The sequence below is a fragment of the Rossellomorea aquimaris genome (genome assembly GCF_020171925.1).
GTDB classification, from domain to species: Bacteria; Bacillota; Bacilli; order Bacillales; family Bacillaceae_B; genus Rossellomorea; species Rossellomorea aquimaris_F.
Genome location: NZ_JAIVAR010000005.1, coordinates 52,956 through 75,729, shown reverse-complemented (window position 1 = coordinate 75,729; position 22,774 = coordinate 52,956). Strand labels below are relative to the sequence as shown.

The 22,774-nt window shown below is 44.1% G+C and carries 23 protein-coding genes; 15 read left to right on the top strand and 8 right to left on the bottom strand.

The genetic code is table 11. The features are described 5' to 3' along the window. Positions 1-291: 291 nt before the first annotated feature. Positions 292-867, bottom strand: a complete 576-nt coding sequence (locus LCM10_RS15845) for an HTH-type transcriptional regulator Hpr (protein WP_224877274.1) — start codon at positions 865-867, stop codon at positions 292-294. Between the two features lie 284 nt (positions 868-1,151). Then, on the bottom strand, positions 1,152-1,520 hold the full coding sequence (locus LCM10_RS15840; protein ID WP_224877273.1) for a YtxH domain-containing protein: 369 nt from the start codon (positions 1,518-1,520) through the stop codon (positions 1,152-1,154). A 157-nt stretch (positions 1,521-1,677) separates the two neighbouring features. Here LCM10_RS15840 and LCM10_RS15835 point away from each other — a divergent pair, with 157 nt between their 5' ends. Then, positions 1,678-1,869, top strand: a complete 192-nt coding sequence (locus LCM10_RS15835; protein ID WP_224877272.1) for a hypothetical protein — start codon at positions 1,678-1,680, stop codon at positions 1,867-1,869. A 66-nt stretch (positions 1,870-1,935) separates the two neighbouring features. Here LCM10_RS15835 and LCM10_RS15830 read toward each other — a convergent pair whose 3' ends face one another. Next, complete coding sequence (locus LCM10_RS15830) at positions 1,936-2,472, bottom strand: tryptophan transporter (protein ID WP_224877271.1); 537 nt, start codon at positions 2,470-2,472, stop codon at positions 1,936-1,938. Positions 2,473-2,730: 258 nt separating this feature from the next. Further along, positions 2,731-3,153: an HIT family protein gene (locus LCM10_RS15825; RefSeq protein WP_224877270.1), complete on the bottom strand. Its 423-nt coding sequence runs from the start codon at positions 3,151-3,153 to the stop codon at positions 2,731-2,733. 696 nt (positions 3,154-3,849) lie between these two features. Here LCM10_RS15825 and LCM10_RS15820 point away from each other — a divergent pair. From LCM10_RS15820 to LCM10_RS15810, 3 genes are read left to right on the top strand one after another with little or no spacing between them, the layout of a single operon-like run. Then, positions 3,850-4,593: an ABC transporter ATP-binding protein gene (locus LCM10_RS15820; RefSeq protein ID WP_224877269.1), complete on the top strand. Its 744-nt coding sequence runs from the start codon at positions 3,850-3,852 to the stop codon at positions 4,591-4,593. Next, positions 4,583-5,815, top strand: a complete 1,233-nt coding sequence (locus LCM10_RS15815; RefSeq protein ID WP_224877268.1) for an ABC transporter permease — start codon at positions 4,583-4,585, stop codon at positions 5,813-5,815. Before LCM10_RS15820 ends, LCM10_RS15815 begins: the two co-directional genes overlap by 11 nt. Before the next feature lie 57 nt (positions 5,816-5,872). Beyond that, entirely contained in the window at positions 5,873-6,574 is a 702-nt protein-coding gene (locus LCM10_RS15810) for an EcsC family protein (RefSeq protein WP_224877267.1), read from the top strand. A 39-nt stretch (positions 6,575-6,613) separates the two neighbouring features. Here LCM10_RS15810 and LCM10_RS15805 read toward each other — a convergent pair whose 3' ends face one another. Continuing rightward, positions 6,614-7,819 (bottom strand): M20 family metallopeptidase, encoded by a 1,206-nt coding sequence (locus LCM10_RS15805; protein ID WP_318247503.1) that lies wholly within the window; start codon positions 7,817-7,819, stop codon positions 6,614-6,616. Between the two features lie 114 nt (positions 7,820-7,933). On the opposite strand from LCM10_RS15805, the gene LCM10_RS15800 reads away from it, so the two are divergent. The 4 genes from LCM10_RS15800 to LCM10_RS15785 all read left to right on the top strand — a co-directional run bounded on the left by LCM10_RS15800 (position 7,934) and on the right by LCM10_RS15785 (position 11,745). Continuing rightward, positions 7,934-8,524: a phosphatase PAP2 family protein gene (locus tag LCM10_RS15800; protein ID WP_224877266.1), complete on the top strand. Its 591-nt coding sequence runs from the start codon at positions 7,934-7,936 to the stop codon at positions 8,522-8,524. A 689-nt stretch (positions 8,525-9,213) separates the two neighbouring features. Beyond that, the gene (gene liaF / locus LCM10_RS15795) at positions 9,214-10,014 is read left to right on the top strand and encodes a cell wall-active antibiotics response protein LiaF (RefSeq protein ID WP_224877265.1); all 801 of its coding nucleotides are present in this window, start codon (positions 9,214-9,216) and stop codon (positions 10,012-10,014) included. A 38-nt stretch (positions 10,015-10,052) separates the two neighbouring features. Further along, a complete protein-coding gene (locus LCM10_RS15790) occupies positions 10,053-11,081 on the top strand; it encodes a sensor histidine kinase (protein ID WP_224877264.1) in 1,029 nt (342 codons plus the stop codon). A gap of 19 nt (positions 11,082-11,100) precedes the next feature. Continuing rightward, a complete protein-coding gene (locus tag LCM10_RS15785) occupies positions 11,101-11,745 on the top strand; it encodes a response regulator (protein ID WP_224877263.1) in 645 nt (214 codons plus the stop codon). 83 nt (positions 11,746-11,828) lie between these two features. Here the strand turns inward: LCM10_RS15785 and LCM10_RS15780 are convergent, their stop codons facing one another. Further along, positions 11,829-12,335: an antibiotic biosynthesis monooxygenase family protein gene (locus LCM10_RS15780; protein ID WP_224877262.1), complete on the bottom strand. Its 507-nt coding sequence runs from the start codon at positions 12,333-12,335 to the stop codon at positions 11,829-11,831. 246 nt (positions 12,336-12,581) lie between these two features. On the opposite strand from LCM10_RS15780, the gene hemE reads away from it, so the two are divergent. The 3 genes from hemE (at position 12,582) to hemY (ending at position 16,190) form a co-directional block, all read left to right on the top strand. Then, entirely contained in the window at positions 12,582-13,616 is a 1,035-nt protein-coding gene (hemE, locus tag LCM10_RS15775; protein WP_224877261.1) for a uroporphyrinogen decarboxylase, read from the top strand. A gap of 65 nt (positions 13,617-13,681) precedes the next feature. Further along, entirely contained in the window at positions 13,682-14,614 is a 933-nt protein-coding gene (gene hemH / locus LCM10_RS15770) for a ferrochelatase (RefSeq protein WP_224877260.1), read from the top strand. A 169-nt stretch (positions 14,615-14,783) separates the two neighbouring features. Further along, positions 14,784-16,190, top strand: a complete 1,407-nt coding sequence (gene hemY, locus LCM10_RS15765) for a protoporphyrinogen oxidase (protein ID WP_224877259.1) — start codon at positions 14,784-14,786, stop codon at positions 16,188-16,190. 33 nt (positions 16,191-16,223) lie between these two features. Here the strand turns inward: hemY and LCM10_RS15760 are convergent, their stop codons facing one another. Beyond that, positions 16,224-17,630: a LysM peptidoglycan-binding domain-containing protein gene (locus tag LCM10_RS15760; RefSeq protein WP_224877258.1), complete on the bottom strand. Its 1,407-nt coding sequence runs from the start codon at positions 17,628-17,630 to the stop codon at positions 16,224-16,226. A 165-nt stretch (positions 17,631-17,795) separates the two neighbouring features. On the opposite strand from LCM10_RS15760, the gene LCM10_RS15755 reads away from it, so the two are divergent. The 3 genes from LCM10_RS15755 (at position 17,796) to LCM10_RS15745 (ending at position 21,584) form a co-directional block, all read left to right on the top strand. Then, the gene (locus tag LCM10_RS15755; protein ID WP_224877257.1) at positions 17,796-18,371 is read left to right on the top strand and encodes a TetR/AcrR family transcriptional regulator; all 576 of its coding nucleotides are present in this window, start codon (positions 17,796-17,798) and stop codon (positions 18,369-18,371) included. 117 nt (positions 18,372-18,488) lie between these two features. Next, positions 18,489-20,687 (top strand): YhgE/Pip domain-containing protein, encoded by a 2,199-nt coding sequence (locus LCM10_RS15750; RefSeq protein WP_224877256.1) that lies wholly within the window; start codon positions 18,489-18,491, stop codon positions 20,685-20,687. Positions 20,688-20,831: 144 nt separating this feature from the next. Then, on the top strand, positions 20,832-21,584 hold the full coding sequence (locus LCM10_RS15745) for a FixH family protein (RefSeq protein ID WP_224877255.1): 753 nt from the start codon (positions 20,832-20,834) through the stop codon (positions 21,582-21,584). Positions 21,585-21,704: 120 nt separating this feature from the next. On the opposite strand, the gene yhfH is transcribed toward LCM10_RS15745, so the two are convergent. Continuing rightward, positions 21,705-21,839, bottom strand: a complete 135-nt coding sequence (yhfH, locus tag LCM10_RS15740) for a protein YhfH (protein WP_224877254.1) — start codon at positions 21,837-21,839, stop codon at positions 21,705-21,707. A 195-nt stretch (positions 21,840-22,034) separates the two neighbouring features. On the opposite strand from yhfH, the gene LCM10_RS15735 reads away from it, so the two are divergent. After that, positions 22,035-22,769 (top strand): MBL fold metallo-hydrolase, encoded by a 735-nt coding sequence (locus tag LCM10_RS15735; protein ID WP_224877253.1) that lies wholly within the window; start codon positions 22,035-22,037, stop codon positions 22,767-22,769. Positions 22,770-22,774 lie beyond the last annotated feature (5 nt).

Sequence of the window (22,774 nt, the reverse complement as noted above, 5' to 3'; positions counted from 1 at the left end):
GAATGCGATGGGACGAGGGATCGACGAAATGTTTAAAGGAATATCCAAACAATTTTGACACGTTTCATTCGCCAAACACTGTCGCCAGGGGAGCTTTTTAAGTAAGGAATCGTTGAAGCCTACTACGTTGTGAAATGATGCACATACATTGATGAAATCAAAAAAGCGGAAGGTCCTTCATATTCCCGCTTTTGAGATATGTAAGATATTCTCTTGAACATCGAAAGCTGATCACAGTGATCTCCCGTCATCAGCCCGAGAGCTTATTACATCTTTAACAGAGGACGGGCACTAAGCAAGTCCTTCTTCATTGTCAAAGATTTGGTTTAACTTTGAGTTGTCTTCGGCAAACTCACTATCGATGTTTGTAAATGATTTTTCGAAAATCTCCATGAAATCATTTCCGTATATATTACGTACGACAGACATCATCTCGATCATTTCAGGGAACTTTCCGTAAAGTTCCTTTAGTGGAGCGACCCCTTGGAAGATCGAATGTGTTTCAGGTTTATAATTCTTCATCAATTCAAGAAGAATTTTTTCCCCTTTTTGTGTCAGTTGGATATACGTATTTCGTTTGTCATTATCCCGTTTGGAGAATTGAAGAAGTTCCCGTTCTTCAAGTTTTTTTGAAAAGTTGAAAGCTGTCGATACATGCATGACACCGAACTTTGCTACATCTGAAATCGATGCCCCTTTAAGGTGATATGCTATCCACAGGATATGATGTTCATTAATATTTAAATCATATGGCTTAATCCATTGCTGCCAGTCTTTCTCGATCGCCTTCCACAGTGCCTTGCTCAGCTGGGCCATCCGTTGACTGAAGATGATCGCCTCTTTCAAAGAATATTCTCTTTCTTCCATCCCTTACACCCACTTTGTTAGAAAATCTTTTCTTTCTATCTTCATGCCCATGAATTCATACGGTAACAACTATCGATATGAAGAAAGCGCTTTTATTTTATTATGCCAATAAAATAAAAATTAATAAAGGATAAATTGACAAAATTTTTTGAAGTATGTGTTTTTCGCTTCCATTTCTAGAGCTAAATAGAAGAACGGTTAACAAAAATTAACAATAATCAGCCTATTTATTAAACAAAAGAAGACCCCCATTGTTGGCAATAAAGGTCTTCCCTAGTCAGTTTTTACTCCGCTTCCTTCGTTGTGTTCAAAGAGCTTTCAAGTTCTTCAATCTTTTCTTGGATCAGTTGGATTTCCTGTTGAAGTTTCTGGTTGTTTGGTTCAGTCGATGCCTTCCACTGTTTGACAGATGCCTGGAGGTCTTTGGATATTTGTTGGACGGTTTCCTTGCCTTCCTGGGAGAGTGTGCTGATGGAATCCTTCAGTTCCCCTAAGTGTGTCTTCATTTCTTCAAAGATTTCGCTCCAATCTTCTTTCTTATCTTTCATTTGGTCCCTCAGTTCTTTTCCTGATGATGGGGCGGAGAGGAGGGATGCGATTCCTCCGATCACTCCGCCGATGATCAATCCGTAAGAAAGAGATTTTATCTTCATACTTATCACCTCGCCATTTCTAATAATACATACTTCTACAAGCTGCTTGTATATTCCTTTTCCCTATGAAGAACGAATGGAAACAAGTGCGTTCATAACCTTATTCAGTCCCGCATAAAAATAAAGGTAAGAGGTGGAGCAGGGGAGGGATAAGAAGATGGACGGGATCATTTTTGGTTTTTTTGCCCTGAGTGGTGTCCTGTTTTTAAGTATGGTGTATAACTTTGTCAGTATTCAACGGCCAGGTATGTATCCTCCTAAAAACATGCTGAAGCGGCGAGCCGCAATTCTCGGGTCTGGCGGTGTCATCACGTTCCTCATCGGAGTATTATGCTGGTTTGCCACGTAAAGGCTCTTGTGGATCGCTATACAATAAAAAAGGACTGTATTGCGGCGCAATACAGTCCTTCATATGTTATGACAATTGTTCTGTAGTAACAGCTTCTTTAATGTTTGATCTTCTCAAGATCGAGTGGACAATCGGATACGTGACGAACATGGCCCCTGCATTGACGATGGTTGCAGGGAGAACGACTGCCGTGAACAGCGCTAGGAATGCACCGGGAAGTCCCACGATGAGGTACGCGGATGACAAGAAGATACTTCCTGATACCAAGGTTCCGAGAGCCGTCAGTACAGATGCTCCGATCACTGAACGTGTAAGCTTGCGTGTAGCAAGGAATAGTCCGTAGAAGACAAAAGCCGTAATGGGTTTATCAATTAAGTTTGGTAGAAATCCGCCTGGAAATTGTGTCGTCAAACCGGAAATGACACCGGTCAGTACGCCAAGCAGTAAAACATTCTTTTTCGCTGGGAACAGGACAATGCCCAAGAACATCATCGTGAGCATCATATCTGGTTTCATCCCTAGGAAGAATCCAGGGATCACCGTATGAAGGACTGCTCCGATCCCAACAAGTAATGATAGGGATACAAGTGTTTTCGTATTCATTTCTCATCTCTCCTCAACTAAGCTAATGTTTACTATCATCCCCTCCTGATGTGCACTCATTGCCATCAGCGAAAAGATAGGTACATTATAACACAGGGAGAAACCTTGTCAAAGATTTAATTTTCGGAAAAAAGAGCGCGAGGGGCACGATACGTGTATGCGCCAGCACGATGGGAGGGCTCTTGATTAGTTGTGAGACATTTTATTTCCAATAAAAAAACACCCGGTGAAGGATCCTCCGGATGCATGCATGTGTGATTAGGACAAATGCTGTGAAATTGATTCTGCAATTTCCTTCAAGTCTTCGCCGCTGTAATCATCATTATGTGTTTTCCAGACTGCCCCAAAACCGTCGCCCTGTCCATAGCGAGGAATGAAGTGCATATGGAAGTGGAAGACAGATTGACCAGCTTGTTCCCCTGTATTGTTCAGTAAGTTGAGTCCGACCGGATTGAATTCAGCTTTAAGGGCATTTGCAATTTTAGGGGCGACAGAGAATAAGTGACTTGCTGTTTCTGGCGTGAGTTCATAGATGTTTTCTTTATGTAGTTTCGGGATCAGAAGAGTGTGTCCTTTCGTCACTTGGCTAATATCAAGGAATGCAAGGACATGCTCATCTTCATACACTTTCATGGAAGGGATTTCGCCATCGATGATTTTACAGAAAATGCAATCGCTCACAATAGTTCCACCTTTCAGTCATAAGATTGAAATTATTTTACCATGAATAGAATTAGAAAGAAAAGGAAAGAAGAGACAGGAACGATTTTCCTGCCTCTCTTTGAAGGGGTTTTTAAAGGGTTAAATGTCAATATCTCTCTTTGATAAACACCTCATTTGCTTTGTAGCTTTAACAGAGATCCCATTCGTATAGTGAATGAAAATTTTGCAATGCGACCATCCCCTTATCTTTTAGCTGGTTAGCTTTAGACAATAGAAACTATAATCGGTCTGCGACAAACACCTCATTTGCTATAAGCATGATATGTGCAATCGTTGAAAATGAATGACTTTGTTCAAAGTGACCATCCCCTAATCTTTTTAAGCTGAAAGCTATGCAAGATGGATCTTAGTCAAAATGTTCTTTAACAAACACCTCATTTATCAATTTTTGTGATGAAATGAACTGGTGAATGTGTCATCCACTATGAAAGACGACTATCCTTTAAGCCGCGAACAATAGTGAAATCGGATTAACTGGTCTTTAACAACCACCCCGTTTTTCTTATTGCTGGCCCCTTCTGTAATTAGAATGCGCAGAGAAGCGGAAGATATAAGTACTAATTATTGGAATATGACTTTCTTTATCGATGCCTTTGGGAAAGAATTTTGCTAAAATAGAGAGAAATGATGAGAATAGAAAGGACGTTGCTGCCCATGGCACTTTTGGAAATAAATCACCTTGTCGGAGGCTACACGCGAAAACCGGTATTAAAGGATATCAGCTTTTCGATCAACAGGAATGAAATCGTTGGACTGATTGGTTTGAACGGAGCGGGTAAAAGTACAACGATCAAGCATATCATCGGGTTGATGGAACCAAAGCAGGGAAATGTCAGGATCAATGGCTATGCCCTGAAGGAAAATGCTGATCACTATCGAAAACAATTTTCATACATACCTGAAACGCCTATCCTATATGATGAACTCACCCTTGAGGAGCATCTGAAACTTACCGCCATGGCATACGGCTTGAAAGATGAAGAATATCAATCAAGGGTCGGAAACCTCCTCAAGGCTTTCCGGATGGAGAAGAAATTGGGGTGGTTCCCTGCTCATTTCTCAAAAGGAATGAAACAAAAGGTGATGATCATGTGTGCATTCCTTATTCAGCCCAGCCTTTATATCATTGATGAACCGTTCGTAGGGCTCGATCCGCTCGGCATCCAGTCTCTGCTGGACTGGATGGAAGAGATGAAGGAGAACGGGGCTGGCATCTTGATGTCGACTCATATCCTCGCTACGGCGGAGAGATATTGTGATTCCTTTATCATCCTTCATGAGGGTCAAATACGGGCAAAGGGGACGCTTAGGGAACTTCAGGCTGAATTTTCCATGCCGGGTGCCACTTTGGACGATATCTATATCCAGCTGACAAAGGAAGAATTACATGATGAATAATATTGAAAGCATCTGGAAGAAACGAATCCTGGAGTATAACCAGGAATTACAGAAGTACTTAAAGTATATGTTTAATGACCATCTCCTATTTGTGCTCATTTTCGCACTCGGGGGTGCAGCGTTTACCTATAATCAATGGGTGAAAACGCTCGACCCGACCTTTCCGGCAGCTTACATCATGGCAGCGCTCCTTGGGTTGGTCCTTGCTTGGAGCCCTGTATATACCTTCCTGAAAGAAGCGGATGCCGTTTTTTTGATCCCGCTTGAGAACAGGCTTTCAAGCTATTTCAGGAAGAATATCTGGATCAGCTTCTTGTTTCAATCTTATATCCAGCTGCTGATCCTCGCTGCAATGATGCCGATGTATGTCGCGGTGTCCGGGAACGGTTTCAATCGTTTTTTTCCCTTGCTTGGCCTGGTGCTTGGATTGAAAGTATGGAATCTATATGTCAGGTGGTACATTTTGAGATTCCAGGAAAGAGAAGTGCATTTCATCGACAGTTCCATACGATTTCTTTTGACGGGTACACTCCTCCTATTGGTTTTATCAGATGCCCACTTGTTGATGGTAGTGGCAGTGGCAATCGTGATGGCGGGCTATTTACTTTACTTTTATCAAACGGCTAAAAGGAAGAATATAAAATGGGACTTGCTCATCCACCTGGAAGAACAGCGGATGCTACTTTTTTACCGCCTTGCCAATATGTTCACGGACGTGCCTAAATTGAAGGGTAAAGTATATAGAAGGAAATGGCTGGACTTCCTTGTGAAGACGGCATTTTCACAAGGAGATACGTACCGGCACCTTTATCTCAGGTCGTTGGTCAGAACGAGCGAATATTCCGGATTGTACCTCCGTTTGACACTTATAGGGGCAGTCGTGATCTATGCCAATCAATCGTTAGTCATCAGCATCATGACGGCCTTATTATTTCTGTATTTGACAGGTTTCCAGCTTATCCCTTTGTATAAGCGGTTTGATTATAAGATTTGGGTATTGATCTATCCGCTTTCAACGGAATTGAAGACCACATCTTTCAAGAAAATCCTGCTTCAATCCATGTTCGTCCAATCCGTTTTCTTTGCACTTCCTTTCTTGATCAAGGGAATGTGGATGGAAAGTGCCATTGAACTTCTCTGTGGTTTCATATTCTCAGTGCTGTTCAGTCAATTTTATTCAACACGCCGATTGAAAAGGATGGAAGAAAATCTGTTTTTATGAAACCTATCGGGTGAAACGAACGTATGACAGTTAATAGCTCCTTAAGGTGGGGTGGATATGGAACAAGAAAGGGAAGAACTTGAACGATGGAAAAGGAAAGTAAGCAAGAAATCCACAATCTTTCAAAGGGTCTCGAAACAAGCTCAAAAAAAGATGAATCAATTCATACCTGAAAAAGCCCATCTCCTGATCACGGAAAGCATCAAGCGAATGGTGGAGATCACCTTGAAAGGTAATGAGTGGTTCACGCCGGACATCACACCTTCATCCCCTTCTTTAAAGGAACGGGAAAAGCGGATGAGGGAAAGGTTGGAGTTTCACCGGAAAGCTGCGGTCATTGAAGGGGCTGGTACAGGTGCCGGGGGGATCTTCCTGGGGTTGGCGGATTTTCCACTGCTTTTATCAATCAAGATGAAATTTCTTAGTGAGTGTTCCGCCATTCATGGATACGATAGTAGGTCCTATGAAGAAAGGTTATTTCTTCTTTATGTCTTTCAGCTTGCTTTCTCAAGTGATGACCATAAAGAGCGCACCATGGAGATCATTGAAAACTGGGATGAAAAGAAAAAGGAGCTGGTGGAGCTTGACTGGCGTTCCTTCCAACAGGAGTACAGGGACTACATCGATTTTGTCAAGATGCTTCAGCTTGTCCCTGGGGTAGGTGCCGTAGTCGGGGCATATGCTAATTATCAGTTGCTTGATCAGCTTGGTGAGACCGCAATCTTCGCTTATCGCATGCGTTACTTTAAAGAGGAATGAAAAAAAGATCGGCATTAGCCGATCTTTTTTCATGTAGGTTCATCTTTTAGCCGCCATCGCTGATTCTGAGTGCTTTCTGTTGTATCGGATCGTTGCCGAGGCCAACGTTTTCGCTGCAATCAGCATGGCTTTTTCATTAAAATCGAATTTCGGATGATGGTGTGGGTAAAGGGTTTCTGCATTCTCAGGCGCTGCACCTGTGAAAAAGAATGTGCCTTTCACTTTTTCAAGATAGTAAGCAAAATCCTCACCGCCCATTTGAAGCTCAATCTCCTCCACGTTATGGACTTCATCGATATCAGCTGCGCACTCAATGATAAGCTGGGTTTCTTCTGAGTGATTCACGACTGCAGGATACCCGCGTTCGAAACGATACTCATATTCACACCCGAAGGAAAGGCAGACCCCTTTGACGATTTGTTCAATTTCCTTTTCAATAAAATCCCTCACTTCCGGATTGAATGTCCGGACCGTACCGATTAATGTCGCTTGATCCGCGATGACGTTAAATGCATTTTCAGCCACAAATGAACCGATCGTGACGACGGCTGGATCAATCGGATTGACCCGCCTGCTCACGATTTGTTGAAGATCATTGATGAGCTGGGCTCCGGCCACGATGGCATCCTTCGTCTTGTGGGGCTGCGCGCCGTGTCCACCGGAACCTTTGATGATGATCTCGAATCGATCGGCAGCAGCCATGATCGGACCGGTTCTGAAAAGGACCCGCCCCAGCTTTTCGGTTGACCATAAATGAGTCCCGAAAATCACATTCACCCCTTCGAGACAGCCAGCCTCAATCATCGGCTTCGCACCGCCGGGAGCATATTCTTCTGCATGCTGATGAATCAATTTGATCGTACCTTGCAGTTGATCCCTGTGTTCATTCAATGTTTTCGCCAACACCAATAGGGTTGCCGTATGGCCATCATGCCCACATGCGTGCATCACTCCGGGTACGGTCGATCGATATTCAACATCCTTTTCGTCCTGGATGGGAAGTGCATCAAAGTCCGCCCGCAGTGCTACGGTTTTTCCCGGCAGTCGCCCTTTAATGGTTGCGACCACCCCGTTTCCACCAACATTCTCACGTACATCGATTCCAAGAGCGCGGTAATAGTCAGCGATGTAGGCAGCGGTCTGTTTTTCTTGAAACGACAATTCTGGGTGTTGGTGTAAATATCTCCTGATTTGTACCATTTCTGACCATCGCTCTTCTAATTTCTGATATAATTCTTTCAGCAAGAGAAGACCTCCTTATAATTGTTGAAGATTTAGAATATTATAACATTAAAAACAGGGAACAAATAGACTCTTGCAATCAGAATTGGCGACAGTGTCCAATGGAAGGAGGATAGCATGAAAAAAACAATCTACATACCAGGAATCATAACATTCATTCTTTTTATGACCGTGGCTCATTTCGTGTACCATGAACTTTCCATGCCCTGGGACCCTTATCTTCTTGATAGGCTTGCCTCCTGGCACCTGTTGAAAATCTTCTCGGTGGTAGGGACGGAATTGGTGATCGGAGGAGGATCGATCCTTTTAATCCTATATTTATGGTGGGGTAAAAAGGACTTCCCTGGCATATTGACCGTAGTGGTAGCGGTTGGGGGGAGTAATGTACTGAATAAAGTCATTAAAAACTTGATGGAACGGGATCGTCCACCTTTTCCCCATGGCGAAGAAGGCTTCAGTTTTCCAAGCGGACATGCCATGGTCGGCATTGTGTTCTTATTGACAGCATCATACTTTATAAGCAGGGAGTTTTCTTCTGTAAAGGTGAAGCGGGGAATCTTCGTGGTGGCATTTATTATCGCGCTACTGACCGGGATAAGCAGGGTCGTGGAACAAGTGCATTATCCGTCCGATGTGCTTGCCGGCTTCCTGATCGGCTTCTCGATCTTTGCACTCACAACGTTTTTGTACGAAAAGCGACCAACCTGAAAAAAGAGTCTGGGACAAAAGTGTTTCAGACAAAATGAAACCCGAACTAATTTCGCAATTGGCAGGCAAATTAGTTCGGGTTTTTAACTATTTTTATAAATTTACGATTAGATTCATCTATCTAGCGGTTAATTGGAGTGCAAGACGAAGACTCCTGCGGGAGAAGTGGCCAATGTGAGACCTGTCTAGCTCCAGTGGTCTGCTCCCGATTGAACATTAACCTTAAAGCCGAATAACATTTTTCAAAGGGAGCAAAACGATCACTTCTGCTTTTCTTCACGCAGGCAAAAGCCGGGGATGCTCACGGGTCACCCGCGGAAAGCGAAGTCTTGCACGCAAATCATTAGCGGATTAAAAACTGAAACTGATAGTATTCGCCTCTATTTATGAGTTTTTTAATTATGACCCAAACTCTACCCTGTTCAGGCAGAGATATAGCAGTTATGGGGTGGGGACGATGAGCCCGATCAGGAATGGTAGCACCATGTTCAAATTGGGTATTCGCCCTGATCTGTACGATAGATTATGAAAGTTGCCTAGAGTTATGAAACTGCAAATTTCGGTCTGTAGACGGAGGGGGAATCGGGCGATTGCTCCTCAAAAGAATGAACCACTCACTCTATAATGAAAGAATGAAAAGGAATTCAAAAACGTATCTCGAATGATATAGAAGTGAAGGTGGTGTACTTGTGAGGAACAGAGGTAGGAAGCACTGGATGTTCTCAGTCATATTGTTAGTGGTTGGTATTTGGCTGTTAATGTTGAATATCGGTGTCATTTCCTTGGAAATAACGCAGATATTTGTCACTATTGTCCCCGCTATACTTGTCATCATCGGAGTGAAGTGGGTGGCGGATGCATTTCTTAGGAAAAGTTTTGGGAAATTATTGTTTGGACTTTTCAGCCTTGTCCTGGGGTCCTTAAGGATACTGGCTGAACTGAACCTGCTTGAATTTGAATATGGGAGCTGGTGGAAGCTGTGGCCGATCTTCATCATTGCGGTCGCCATATCCAGGGTTGCATGGAATAAATCAATCAAAGTGACGGTAACGAATGATCATCACGATGAGGATTATGAGTTTGAATCCCAGGACCCCCATGCAGCTAAAACTGTAACCAATCGAGTGAATAGAGGATTCATTGTTGGGGAAGTGAAATTTGCAGAACCGAATTGGCCGCTCGAACCGATGATCTTTCAAAATGTGGTCGGTGACTATTACTTTGATTTCAGCAAAGCCTTCATTCCGGAAGGTGAGACCCCGATTGAAATAAAAGGATGGGTAGGGGATGTGAAAGTGGTCATTCCTGAGAACGTACCAGTGGAAATCAAGGTCAAGGTCAAGGTCGGGGAAGTGAAGTTGTTTAATCAAGGATCATCTGAAATCAGGAGTGATTTCTATTATAAGAGTCCTGGTTACGAACAATCAGGTAAAAGGATAAAGTTACAAATCAATGTGAAGGTAGCGTCGATCAGAATCAGTGAAGTATGAAAGCTTCAGAACGCTTCTTCGGAGAAAGGGAGAGTGGGATGGAGAGCTCTAAAAGTATGAGGAAATGGTTCCTGAAGAGTTATTTCACAATGGCCGTCATGGCGACACTGATTTATTTTGTTTTCCTGCAAATCTATTTGTTCATTACAAATGGAGAAAGCGCTTCGCTTCATCTGTCCATCATTCTGACTTTCTCGCTATTTATGATCTTACTATTGCTAAGTCTTTACTCTGGTGTCAGGACTAGCTATACATTCAAGGGTCGCATCGATGATTTATCGACATTTGTTACCTTGCTACGAAACGGTAAATTTTCTGCAAGGATTGAGAGCTTTGAACATGATGAACTGGGGATCTTGTCGGATGAATTGAATCAGCTTGCGACGTATATTCAGGAGCAAGTGAAATCATTGCAACGATTGGCGGATGAAAAGTCGGAGCTTGCAGAGAAGGCGCATGGAGCGGCGGTCATGGAAGAAAGGCAGCGACTTGCAAGGGATCTACATGATTCCGTCAGTCAGCAGTTGTTTGCATTGAATATGCTTTCATCGGCTGCAAAAAAAAGTATCGGGCAAGAACCCGATAAGGCAGAAGTGATGATTCAACAGGTTGCGGAAATCGCTGCAAAGGCTCAAGGGGAAATGAGGGCGTTACTGCTCCATTTAAGGCCCGTTGACTTGAAGGGGGAAAGCCTCAGGGAAGCATTACTGATCCTTATCGGGGAAATTAAGCAGAAGACTTCACTTGAAATTGAAGCAACGCTTGAGGGGATCGATCAGCTTTCAAAAGGTACGGAAGCACACATGTTCAGGATCATACAGGAAAGCCTGTCGAATATCCTTCGTCATTCGTGTGCAACGAAAGTGAAGATCGTCACCGAAAAGAAAGGGGACGCAATCACCTTACATATCAGTGATAACGGAAAAGGGTTCGATCTTAATGGGAACAGGATGACCTCTTACGGTCTGCAAACAATGAGGGAGCGTGCAGAAGAAATAGGCGGGTACTTTCAAATCAGGTCGAAGGAAAGGGAAGGGACGTATATCGATCTTAAAATTCCAGTATGAGTAAAGGGGGAGAATGGGCATGGAGAAAGTGAAAGTGATGATTGTGGATGATCATGAGATGGTGAGGCTTGGCATCAAAAGCTATTTACTCACTGAAGACAGAATCGAATTCCTGGGGGAAGCGAAAAGCGGCAATGAAGCCGTCCGTCTTGCCAAGGTCCATGAACCGGACGTCATCCTGATGGATCTTTTGATGGACGACGGAAACGGAATCGAAGCAACCGAAAAGATTCTTACCTTTCTTAAAGACTGCAAGATCATCATCCTTACGAGCTACTATGATGATGAAAAGGTGTTTCCTGCAATCGAAGCAGGAGCACATAGCTATCTGTTGAAAACGGCAAGTGCCGAAGAAGTCACCTCAGCAATCTATAAAGCGATGAAAGGGGAGTCCGTCATTGCATCCAAAGTTGCGGATAAAATGATGACACGGTTCAGACCACAAGAAAGAAAACCACATGAAGACCTGACTGCGCGTGAATTAGACGTGTTACGATGCCTCGGGGAAGGGATGACGAATCAGGAGATTTCAGAAGAATTATTCATCGGGGTCAAAACAGTGAAAACACATGTCAGCAATATCCTGGGGAAATTGGAAGTGGCAGACCGGACGCAGGCAGCCATTTATGCCAATCGTAATGGGATCTTATATAAGAAGAATTGAAGCGATCAAACGGATAATAGGCTGACAGAGGTGTCTGTCAGCCTTCCTTGTCAGTCCACCACATAATGAGTGATGATGCTCATTCATCCTGAGACAATCTCATACTCCGTCACGTAAGAGGCACGTGGGAAGATCTCCTTCTTGGAATCGATGCCTTCTTCCGTCCCTCGTTTTGCATGTGCCTTCTCATATTGCTTCGATTCCTGCCATCCAAGGAAACTCTTCCTGTCCTCCCAAATGGTCATGATGACATATGTATCACTATCGAGCGGCCGGAGAACGCGAATCGCAGAAAAGCCGGGAACTTCTTCGATCAATCGTGCACGGTTCTTGAAACGATATTCAAACAATGGACGCCCCTCATCCGTTACCGGGATATTATTGAAGATGGCATATCCCGTCCTTTCCAGCGCCCCTGCCTCATCGATCACTTCGTAACTCCTCGGTGATTCGAATACGCTTTCCCCGTCCGTCTCATGGACAAGGAGCGCGCTTGATTCCCTCATGAGAATCATTTTTTCTTCGGGGTGCTCATTCATGATCTTTGCTAGGTATTCATGTGTTCCTGTCGTCATATATAACTTCTTCATATTCATTCACCTCTTAAAGTAATCTCTTAGTTAATCTTCCCATTTCTCACATCACTGTAACCTGGTTTTCACAGTTTTTTAAACAAAATCGGCAAATTTATGACATTTACTCATGAAAACTATACATTTTGCCTATAAAAGACTATAGTTTATAAGGGTTGCAGTTTGTACGGTTAAACAATTTTAGAAATCGATTCTTTTATAATACAATAGGATTAACGGATGAGTGAAAGGTGGCCGACAGGTATGAAACAATTTAATGATACATTTTTGAGAGCAGCAAAAGGGGAAGAAACGGACTATACCCCTGTGTGGTACATGAGGCAGGCAGGCCGTTCTCAGCCAGAATATAGAAAGATCAAGGAAAAATACTCCCTATTTGAAATTACGCATCAGCCCGAGTTGTGTGCGTATGTTACACGACTTCCGGTCGAACAATATGGAGTGGATGCTGCCATCCTTTATAAAGATATCATGTCACCTCTTCCTGCAATCGGGGTGGATGTGGAAATCAAGTCAGGGATCGGGCCAGTCATCGATAATCCGATCCGTTCAGCAGCGGACGTCGAAAAACTGGGAGAAATCAACCCGGAAGAAGATGTGCCGTATGTGCTTGAAACGATCAAGCTTCTGACAACGGAGCAATTATCAGTACCGTTGATCGGGTTTGCAGGTGCCCCCTTTACAATGGCAAGCTATATGATTGAAGGCGGTCCATCTAAGAATTATAATAAAACGAAATCATTCATGTATTCTGATCCAAAGGCTTGGTTCGCATTGATGGACAAGCTTGCAGATATGACAATCACATATGGAAAGGCTCAAATCCGTGCAGGGGCAAAAGCTTTCCAAATCTTTGATTCGTGGGTCGGGGCTCTGAATGTCCAGGACTATAGAGTCTTCATCAAACCAGTGATGGAAAGGATCTTCACGGAATTGAAAGAAGAAAATGTACCATTGATCATGTTCGGGGTCGGTGCGAGCCACCTGGCCAATGAATGGCATGACCTTCCATTGGACGTCGTCGGACTTGACTGGCGCCTCCCTATCACTGAAGCACGTCAGAGGGGAATCTCCAAGACCGTCCAGGGGAATTTGGATCCTGCCATCCTTCTTGCACCTTGGGAAGTCATCGAGGAGCGTGCCAAGGCCATACTGGATCAGGGAATGGAGCTTCCGGGTTATATCTTCAACCTTGGCCATGGTGTCTTCCCATCTGTCAATCCAGATACGCTAAAGCGCTTGACTGACTTTGTTCATGAATACAGTTCGAACAAATAGGTTCGGACAAACGATTCTTTTCATTAAAAGTTATGAATCAAAACACATATGAGGTGAATTCGAAAATGGCAAAAAAGAAGATGGGTCTTTTGGTCATGGCATACGGGACCCCTTATAAAGAAGAGGATATAGAACGTTACTATACTCATATTCGTCATGGCAGAACGCCTTCCGAAGACTTGCTGGAAGATCTTCGCGGCAGATACGAAGCAATCGGTGGCATCTCACCGCTTGCGAAAATCACGATGGACCAGGCGAAAAGTCTTGAGGAGCACCTGAATTCCATCCAGGATGAAATTGAATTCAAGATGTATCTGGGACTGAAGCATATTGAGCCTTTCGTTGAAGATGCAGTCGAGCAGATGCATAAAGATGGCATTGAGGAAGCGGTATCCATCGTCCTTGCACCACACTTCTCGACATTCAGCGTCAAGTCCTATAATGGTAGAGCAAAAGAAACAGCAGAAAAACTGGGTGGCCCTTCCATTACTTCAGTGGAAAGCTGGTACGATGAGCCGAAGTTCATTCATTATTGGGTGGAGAAAGTGAAGCAAACCTATAACAGCATGAGCGATGAAGAACGAAAGAATGCTGTCCTGATCGTATCTGCACACAGTCTTCCTGAACGCATCCTTCAGAATGGTGACCCATACCCTCAACAGCTCGAGGACACTGCCCGGATGATAGCTGAAGGTGCAGGGGTAGAGAATTATGCCGTCGGCTGGCAGAGTGAAGGGAATACGCCTGATCCTTGGCTTGGTCCTGATGTACAAGATCTGACACGTGATCTACACAAAGAGAAAGGGTATACCACCTTTGTCTACACGCCCGTTGGGTTTGTGGCCGACCATTTAGAAGTACTATATGATAATGATTATGAATGCAAGGTTGTAACAGATGAAATCGGTGCAACGTATTATCGACCGGAGATGCCGAATGCAAAGCCTGAGTTCATCGACGCAATGGCAGAAGTCATTATGAAGCACTTAAATAGATAAGTCATCCATCATACCAATGGTGTGAGGATGGGAAGGACTGAAGCTGTCGGGTATCATTCTAAGCTCAGTCCTTCTCTTTATGGATGGGGAGAAGAGGATCCGCGAGATTCGTTTTCAGAATAATGAGCTAACTCTGGGAATGAAAAAATAGATAAAGAAGGCGATAGTTATGAGGGGACAACAAGTGAAGACTGTCGTTGTCATCGGTGGGGGGATCACCGGGCTGACAGCCGCTTACTACTTGCAAAAGAAAATCAAGGAAATGAACCTTCCCATACATCTCAAACTGGTAGAGGCCACTCATCGGTTAGGCGGAAAAATACAAACGTTGAAACAGGATGGGTATATCATTGAAAGAGGCCCAGATTCTTTTGTACCGCGAAACCAGAGCCCAATCACGCTCGCAAAGGAAATCGGCCTGGACGACACATTGGTGGCAAGCACCTGGGGGAAATCGTATGTGATTGCGGGTGGGGAGCTATATCCCATGCCAGGCGGGTCGATTATCGGGATCCCGACTCAAATAGCCCCTTTCATCACGACCAACCTATTTTCCCTCACCGGAAAGATGAGGGCCGCTGCTGACTTCATCCTCCCGCGTTCAACTTCATCAGAGGACCAATCACTGGGGAGGTTCTTTCGAAGAAGGATGGGTGATGAAGTAGTCGATAACCTGATTGAGCCACTGCTTACAGGTATTTATGCAGGGGATATCGATCAGTTGAGCTTGATGTCGACATTCCCGGAACTTCATGAAATTGAACAAAAGCATCGCAGTTTGATTGCAGGTATTAAAAAAGCAGCTTCCCGTTATGAAAACGAAGAGAAGAACGGGAGATTCCTTACTTTTTCAAACGGGCTACAGTCACTAGTAGAAGGTCTTGAGAACGCACTGGACCCGGGTGTCGTCAATAAAGGGATGAAGGTATCCGGTATTGACGGGGAAGCGGAGCATGGATATACAATCCGTTTTACGAATGGCCAGGTACTGGATGCCGATGGAGTGGTAATTACAACACCTCATCATTCTATGCAATCGATGTTTCCGAATCTATCATTCATGGATTATTTGAAAGACATGCCAGCGACATCAGTAGCTACCGTCGCAATGGGATTTGACTCGGGAGCGATTAAGAAGAATGTGGAGGGAAATGAATTCATCGTCTCCAGAAACAGTGACTATTCAATTACAGCCTGTACTTGGACCCATAAGAAATGGCCACACACCGTTCCGGATGGCAAGGTATTGATCAGGTGTTACCTCGGGAAGTCAGGGGATGAAACGATCGTTGATTTATCGGACGATCAAATCCAACAGATCGTGCTTGAGGATCTGGAGAAAATCGTGCATCTTGATGGAGAACCTGAATTCACGCTTGTTACAAGGTACAAGGATTCAATGCCTCAATATACGGTTGGCCATAGGGAAAGGACGAAAGACCTGTATCAAAAGCTTGAAGATCGATTGCCAGGGATCTTCATCGCCGGCAGTTCATACGATGGACTAGGGATACCGGAGTGCATCGAGCAGGGGGAAAAGGTAGTAGAGAAAATCATTCAATATATGAAGAGATAGGAAATGGACCCCCACCCTCGGAGGTCCATTTTTTTATTTGACTGTGGTGTATCGTGCATGCTGCATCACCCAGTTCTGAGGAAAGGAACTTCCGAGAACCCAATAGCTGATCCCCCTTAACCGATACTGATCAAGTGTCTGGTGTTTTGCCAAAATGCTGCGCGCATCCTCAAACCATACTTCGTGCTGCTGACCGGATTCATCCCAGTATTTGAAGAAAGGTGCTTGATCGTTATTGTCATATTGGATCCTCACCCCGTATTTACTTGCCAAATCGACTGCTGCAGCTGGTGAAACCGTTTTTGCAAAAGTCCCTTCCTGCCAGGGTATTTTCCAATCCCGTCCATATAATGGCACCCCCATCAAAATCTTGTTCCGGGGAATTTCAGTGACGGCATAATCCAACACTTTTCTCACTTCAGGGATCGGGGCGATGGCCCATGGCTTTCCGCCTGCCCACCCCCATTCGTATGTCATGATGACGACAAAATCGACGATTTCGCCATGTGCTTTGTAATCATGTGCTTCATATAGGAGTCCCTTTTGATCTTCCTTGATTTTGGGGGCGAGGGCAGTCGAAACCGAATAACCCTTCGGTCTGAGGGTGGAGGTCACTTTACGGAGAAACTGATTATACCGTTCGCGATCCTCTGGATACACGTACTCAAAATCAAAGTTCACCCCCTTGTATCCTTTTCTCTCCATTGTCTTCAATAGGTTCGAGATCAGGGTTGCCTGAAGGGACTCACTTCGGAAAATCGTTGCAGCCAAGTCCGAATCAAACTTTGCCCCTGAGTAATTTGTCACGACAAGTAGAGGGTCCGTCCCTGTACCATAAGCAGCCGAAATCAATCCTTCATCATTTAAGGCGGTGATGCCGCCATCTTTCGTTATGGCATGGGTAAACGGAGAAAGATACGTAAAGTAATTTCCTAGACCTCGAACCTCGCCAACCGCTCCATCGCCTGTTTGCGTGATATAGGCATTTACTTCGATGGATTTACGATCATTCGGGATACGGATTTTTTGATCTGGATAGATGAGTGAAGGATTCTGGATGTTGTTGGCTTTCAAGATGTCCTCCAGACCGACCTTATAATTATATGAAATGGTGTAAAGTGTATCACCCGGCTTCACGGAATGAACGAAATATGGAAGGACAATCAACTGCCCTACATAGAGGCGTGAGGGATTGGTAAGTTGATTGGAATCTATCAATTCCTGTAGGCCGATATTCAGCTTTTTACTTATATCATTCAACGTATCGCCGGGCTGTACGATGTATTCTTTATGTGATTCAGGTATGACCAGACTCTGACCGATGACAAGGATGTTACTATTTTTCAATTGATTGCCGTATGAGAGCTGAGACAGGTCGACGTTGAATTGGCGGGCGATCGACCAAAGTGTATCCCCGCTTTTGACAACATGGATGATCATGAGGCACCTCCTGCATGAATGTTCTCTATAACTTATTCTTGAAGGCTTATGTAATATGTACAATAAAAAGAGTTGTTTATTTTTATAAGATGTGATAGATTAATGAATGTGATTATGACTAAAATTCATTTTCGGTCATACAGTCAAACTTAAGGGGGTGAAGGAATGGCAGTTAATCGGAAACAACAAATCGTAGAGGCGGCTTCTAAGTCATTTTCTTTATTCGGTTACAAAGCCACAACCATGGATCAGGTCGCTAAACTTGCCAATGTTGGAAAAGGAACGATCTATACTTTCTTTAAAAATAAGGAAGAATTATTTGATGAAATCGTCTCCTCTTTGCTGAACGAAATGAAAAGGGAAGCGGAGGAAGTGATTGAACCAGAGGATTCGTTTTCCAGCAATGTTCATCGCGCCCTGTTTCGATTGCTAGAGTTCCGTAAAGAGCATCAATTGACAATCAAGCTGTATCAGGAAGCCAGGGAAATGGGTACACCAGCCGTATCAGAAGTGATCGAACGCATGGAAAAAGTGGTTGTTGAATTCCTGAGTCATCGCATTGAAAAAGCAATTGCTTCCGGTGCCATCAAACAATGCAATCCGGAATTGACGGCATTTGTGATGCTGAAACTTTATGTTTCATTGATTTTCGATTGGGAGAAGGCTCATGGCCCACTTGAGAAAGACGAAATTGCCGACTTATTCGAATTATATCTTATCAAAGGGTTATCTGCTGGATAGTCCTTCACTTTTGGCTGTGAATGACCAATAGAATAATATGGTCAGTTATTTTTTGGAAAGAATTGACCGTTTGAGTGATTTGGTCAACTATTATTTCGATTAAAATAGGAGGTAAACATGAAGAAATCATTTACAGGTTCAGAATTCAAGGCGATTTTCCGCAACAAGAAGTTACTCATTCCGATCCTTGCTGTTCTATTCATCCCTGTATTGTACAGCGGAATGTTCCTATGGGCTTTCTGGGATCCGTATGAACAGCTTTCCGAGCTGCCGGTAGCGGTTGTGAACAGCGACCGTGGAGCAGAGTTCGACGGCGAAGATCTTCAAATCGGGGATGAGCTCGTTGATAAGCTGAAAGAAAGCGAAACATTTGATTTTCACTTTGTAGATAAAGAAGAAGGGTATAAGAATCTAGAGAGCCAGGATTATTATATGTTAGTAGAAATTCCTGAGGACTTCTCTGAGAATGGTACGACTCTTCTCGAGGATCACCCTGAGAAGCTTGCACTGAAATATGTGCCAAATGAAAGCTTCAACTTCTTGTCTGCTCAGATCGGTGATACCGCGATGAAAGAAATCAAGGCAAGCCTTTCTAAATCTGTTTCTGAAACATATGCAGAAACGATGTTCGACAAGATCCAAGAAATGGGCGATGGCTTCCAGACCGCAAGTGATAAGGCTGGGGAAATCAACAATGGAGCCCTCGACTTATCAAAGGGCGCAAAGACATTGAAGGATAACTTGCTTGTATTAGCCGAGAAAAATGTGGAAATGACTGACGGCGTGGCGAAAACGAAGGCAGGTGCTGCCAAGCTTGCCGAGGGATCGAAAGAACTATCGGACGGCGTCGGTGTCATGACCGATAAAACGAAGCAGCTTTATAAAGGAACACAGGATGTACAGTCAGGTATGAATGCACTGGCAGACGGGATTGATAAGAGCAAGGCTGGCCTTGATCAAGTCGATGCCGGTCTTGATAGTGCCGTTAGCAATACAGCGAAACTGCAAGCTGGTTCCGAGAATCTAGCTGCAAAGATAGGCGATCTGAAAGCGGGTGCCGATCGTGCCCAATCAGGTGCGGAAGCGATCAATGCTGGGGCGGGCGCGCTCGAGGAACAATTGGCTCCGTATATGGGCAGTCTCCCCGAGGAGAAACAGGCACAATTAAAAGCCGCAATCAATCAGATCAAACAAGGTGCCACAGGACTTGAAACAGGTACAGGTGCACTGAGCACCGGGGCGTCCGAACTGCAAAAAGGTGCAACTACCCTTGCAGGAGGAATCGGCCAATTAAATGATGGTCAAAAGAAACTTCAAGGTGGAGTCGACCAATTGGTTGAAGGATCTGCACAGCTTGACCAAGGTTCTGACCGCCTTAAAGCAGGCCAGGATGAAGTTGTGAAGAACTTCGGCTTACTGACAGAAAAGATGGGGGAGGTCCACCAAGGTACAATTTCCCTTGCATCTGGAGCAGGCGAGTTGAATTCAGGACTTAACAAAGTGTATGATGGCTCGACTCAATTGACGGACGGTTCGAAGAAGCTTGCGGACGGATCTGTACAATTGGCTGAAGGAACCACGAAATTGTCGGATGGAACTACCGAGTATGAGAAGAAACTGAAAGATGCTGCCAAAGAAGCAAACAGCGTAGAGCCAAATGACGATACGTATGACATGATGGCAGCACCAGTCAATGTGAAAAATGAAAAGTTCAACCATGTTCCTAACTATGGTACTGGTTTTGCACCTTACTTCCTATCACTAGGACTCTTTGTTGGTGCACTATTGATTTCGATCGTTTATCCATTGAGAGAACCTGCGGATCGCCCATCAAATGGGATGAGCTGGTTCCTGGGTAAATTCACGGTCCTTACGACAGTCGGGATTATTCAATCCCTGATTGCTGCTGCAATCTTGCTGTTCGGACTTGGACTTGAGGTAGAAAGTGTTCCATTGTTCCTTCTTTCTACAATCATTACAAGTCTTACATTCCTTGCTTTGATCCAAATGCTTGTGACGATCCTCGGTGATCCGGGACGATTCGTTGCCATCATCATTTTGATCTTGCAATTAACAACAAGTGCAGGGACGTTCCCATTAGAATTGATTCCAACGGCGCTGCAACCTATCAGCGTATTATTGCCGATGACATATTCCGTATCAGCTTTCAAAGCAGTCATCTCAAGCGGCGACTTTGGTTTCATGTGGCAGAACCTATCCATTCTGCTTGGATACTTCGTTGTATTCATCGTCCTTACATCTATTTTCTTTGTGGGATTATTCAAGAAACAGTATTCAAAAACAGCAGAAGCATAATAAGCAAAAAGGAGATGCCGCGGCATCTCCTTTTTAAAATTCATGAAATGGACAAACCATTCTTTCATATGAGGGTGTATACTATTCTGTGTGAAGTTCATAATGGCTATGAACGTAAGATTTTCTTATTAAAGGAGAATATGTATGAAAAAGTTCCTACTATTGGTAATAACGGGAGCACTTGCTCTATTTGCTGCAGCATGCGGTAATGGTAATGAAAACGACTCCTCAACGAATGGGAATAATATGGAACCGATTTCGGCTGTGCTTGACGTGCCCGAAACGGGTGAAAAGGGAGTAGCAGTATCCCTTTCAACTACAGTTTCCCAAGGGGATGAGAGTGTCGAGGATGCCGATGAAGTGAAGTATGAAGTATGGAAGAATGGACATAAAGAAGATAGTGAAATGATTGAGGCTAAGCATGATAAGGGCGGGGTGTACAAAGCAGAAACGACGTTTGAAGAGGACGGTCTATATACGGTCCAGGTCCATGTAACGGCGCGTGATATGCATACGATGCCTAAAAAGGATATAACGATTGGCGAAGTCCAAGAAGGGGAGCATGGTGAAGAAGGTGGAGATGATCACCACGGCCATCATGAAAGTACAGTCTCCATCCACGTAATGAAGCCTGAAAGTATGACTGCGAAGGAAGATAGCAAATGGAGTGTACACGTCGAAAATGAGGGTGAAGCACTTGAAGCTGCAGAGGTACGCTTAGAAATCTATAAAGATGGCCAGGAAAAGCATGAATGGGTGGACCTGACTTCAGGCGAAGCAGGCAAATACCAGGGTTCATACTCATTCCCGGAAAAAGGCATGTACAATGTCCAAGTCCATGTCACCAAAGGGGAAGAAATTCACGAACATACCATGCAGACTGTAGAAGTCAAATAAACATAAAAAAGGATGCTCTTATTATGAAGAGCATCCTTTTTTATGTTCCGTCTCTAAAGCCGTGTTCCCGCTTTTACCCCAATATACGTTGAATTCCGTCCGTGAAAAGCCCCTTACATCCTAGTATTCGTGGTCAGTCGTACATTTTTCGCAGTAGATGCCGTAGCATTCATGCTGCTCTTCAATGATATCCCCACATTGAGCACAAGACTTTGGCGGTAAGTTCCTGAAAAATTCCACAATATTTTTGACCATGTTGATCACCCTCCGAATAGTTTAGATTCACCCGTTATTTGTTCGTGTTATATAACTGGTGTCTTAATTTATTATATTGTATTATAACAGTATGAAATTCGTCAATGATAAATTACAAAATAGGCTGAAAAAATGAAAAGATAGGCAAAATGAAGTATAGTAAGTTTGTATATCAAATTCGTCAGGAGGGTCCATATGAAACTGACCATCATCGGTCATTGGGGCGGATATCCGAAGGCAGGCGAAGCAAGTACAGGATATCTCCTTGAACACGATGGCTTTACCTTATTACTGGATTGCGGGAGCGGAGTGCTATCCCACCTGCAAAGATCTATCGATCCAACCGAGCTTGATGCTGTATTGATATCCCATTACCATCCGGACCATGTCGCGGATATAGGGGTGCTACAGCATGCACTTCTGATCCAATCCTTCTTGGGGAAATCAAACGGTACGTTACCGGTATACGCGCATAATGAGGATGCTCAAGGCTACAACTCGCTTACATACAGAAATTTGATGAAGGCTCATGCATACAATGAGCAGTCGTCGCTCGCAATCGGTCCATTCACGGTTACTTTTGTTAAGACGAAACATCCCGTACCGTGTTATGGCATGAGGATTGAAGCAGCTGGGAAATCCATCTTCTATACAGCGGATTCAGCCTTCAGAGACTCGTTCATTTCGTTTGGAAAGGATGCAGATCTCCTTTTGTGCGAATGCAATTTCTACGGGAACATGGATGCTTCGGGCGCGGGTCATATGACAAGCCTCGACGCCGGGAAGCTCGCTGAAGAAGCAGGGGTCAAGAAATTGATCCTTACCCATCTTCCTCACTTCGGTGACCTGGAACAATTGGTCTCGGAAGCAAAAACGATTTACAAAGGCGACGTCCACCTCGCCAAACAGGATATGGAAATCATAATCTAGGAGGA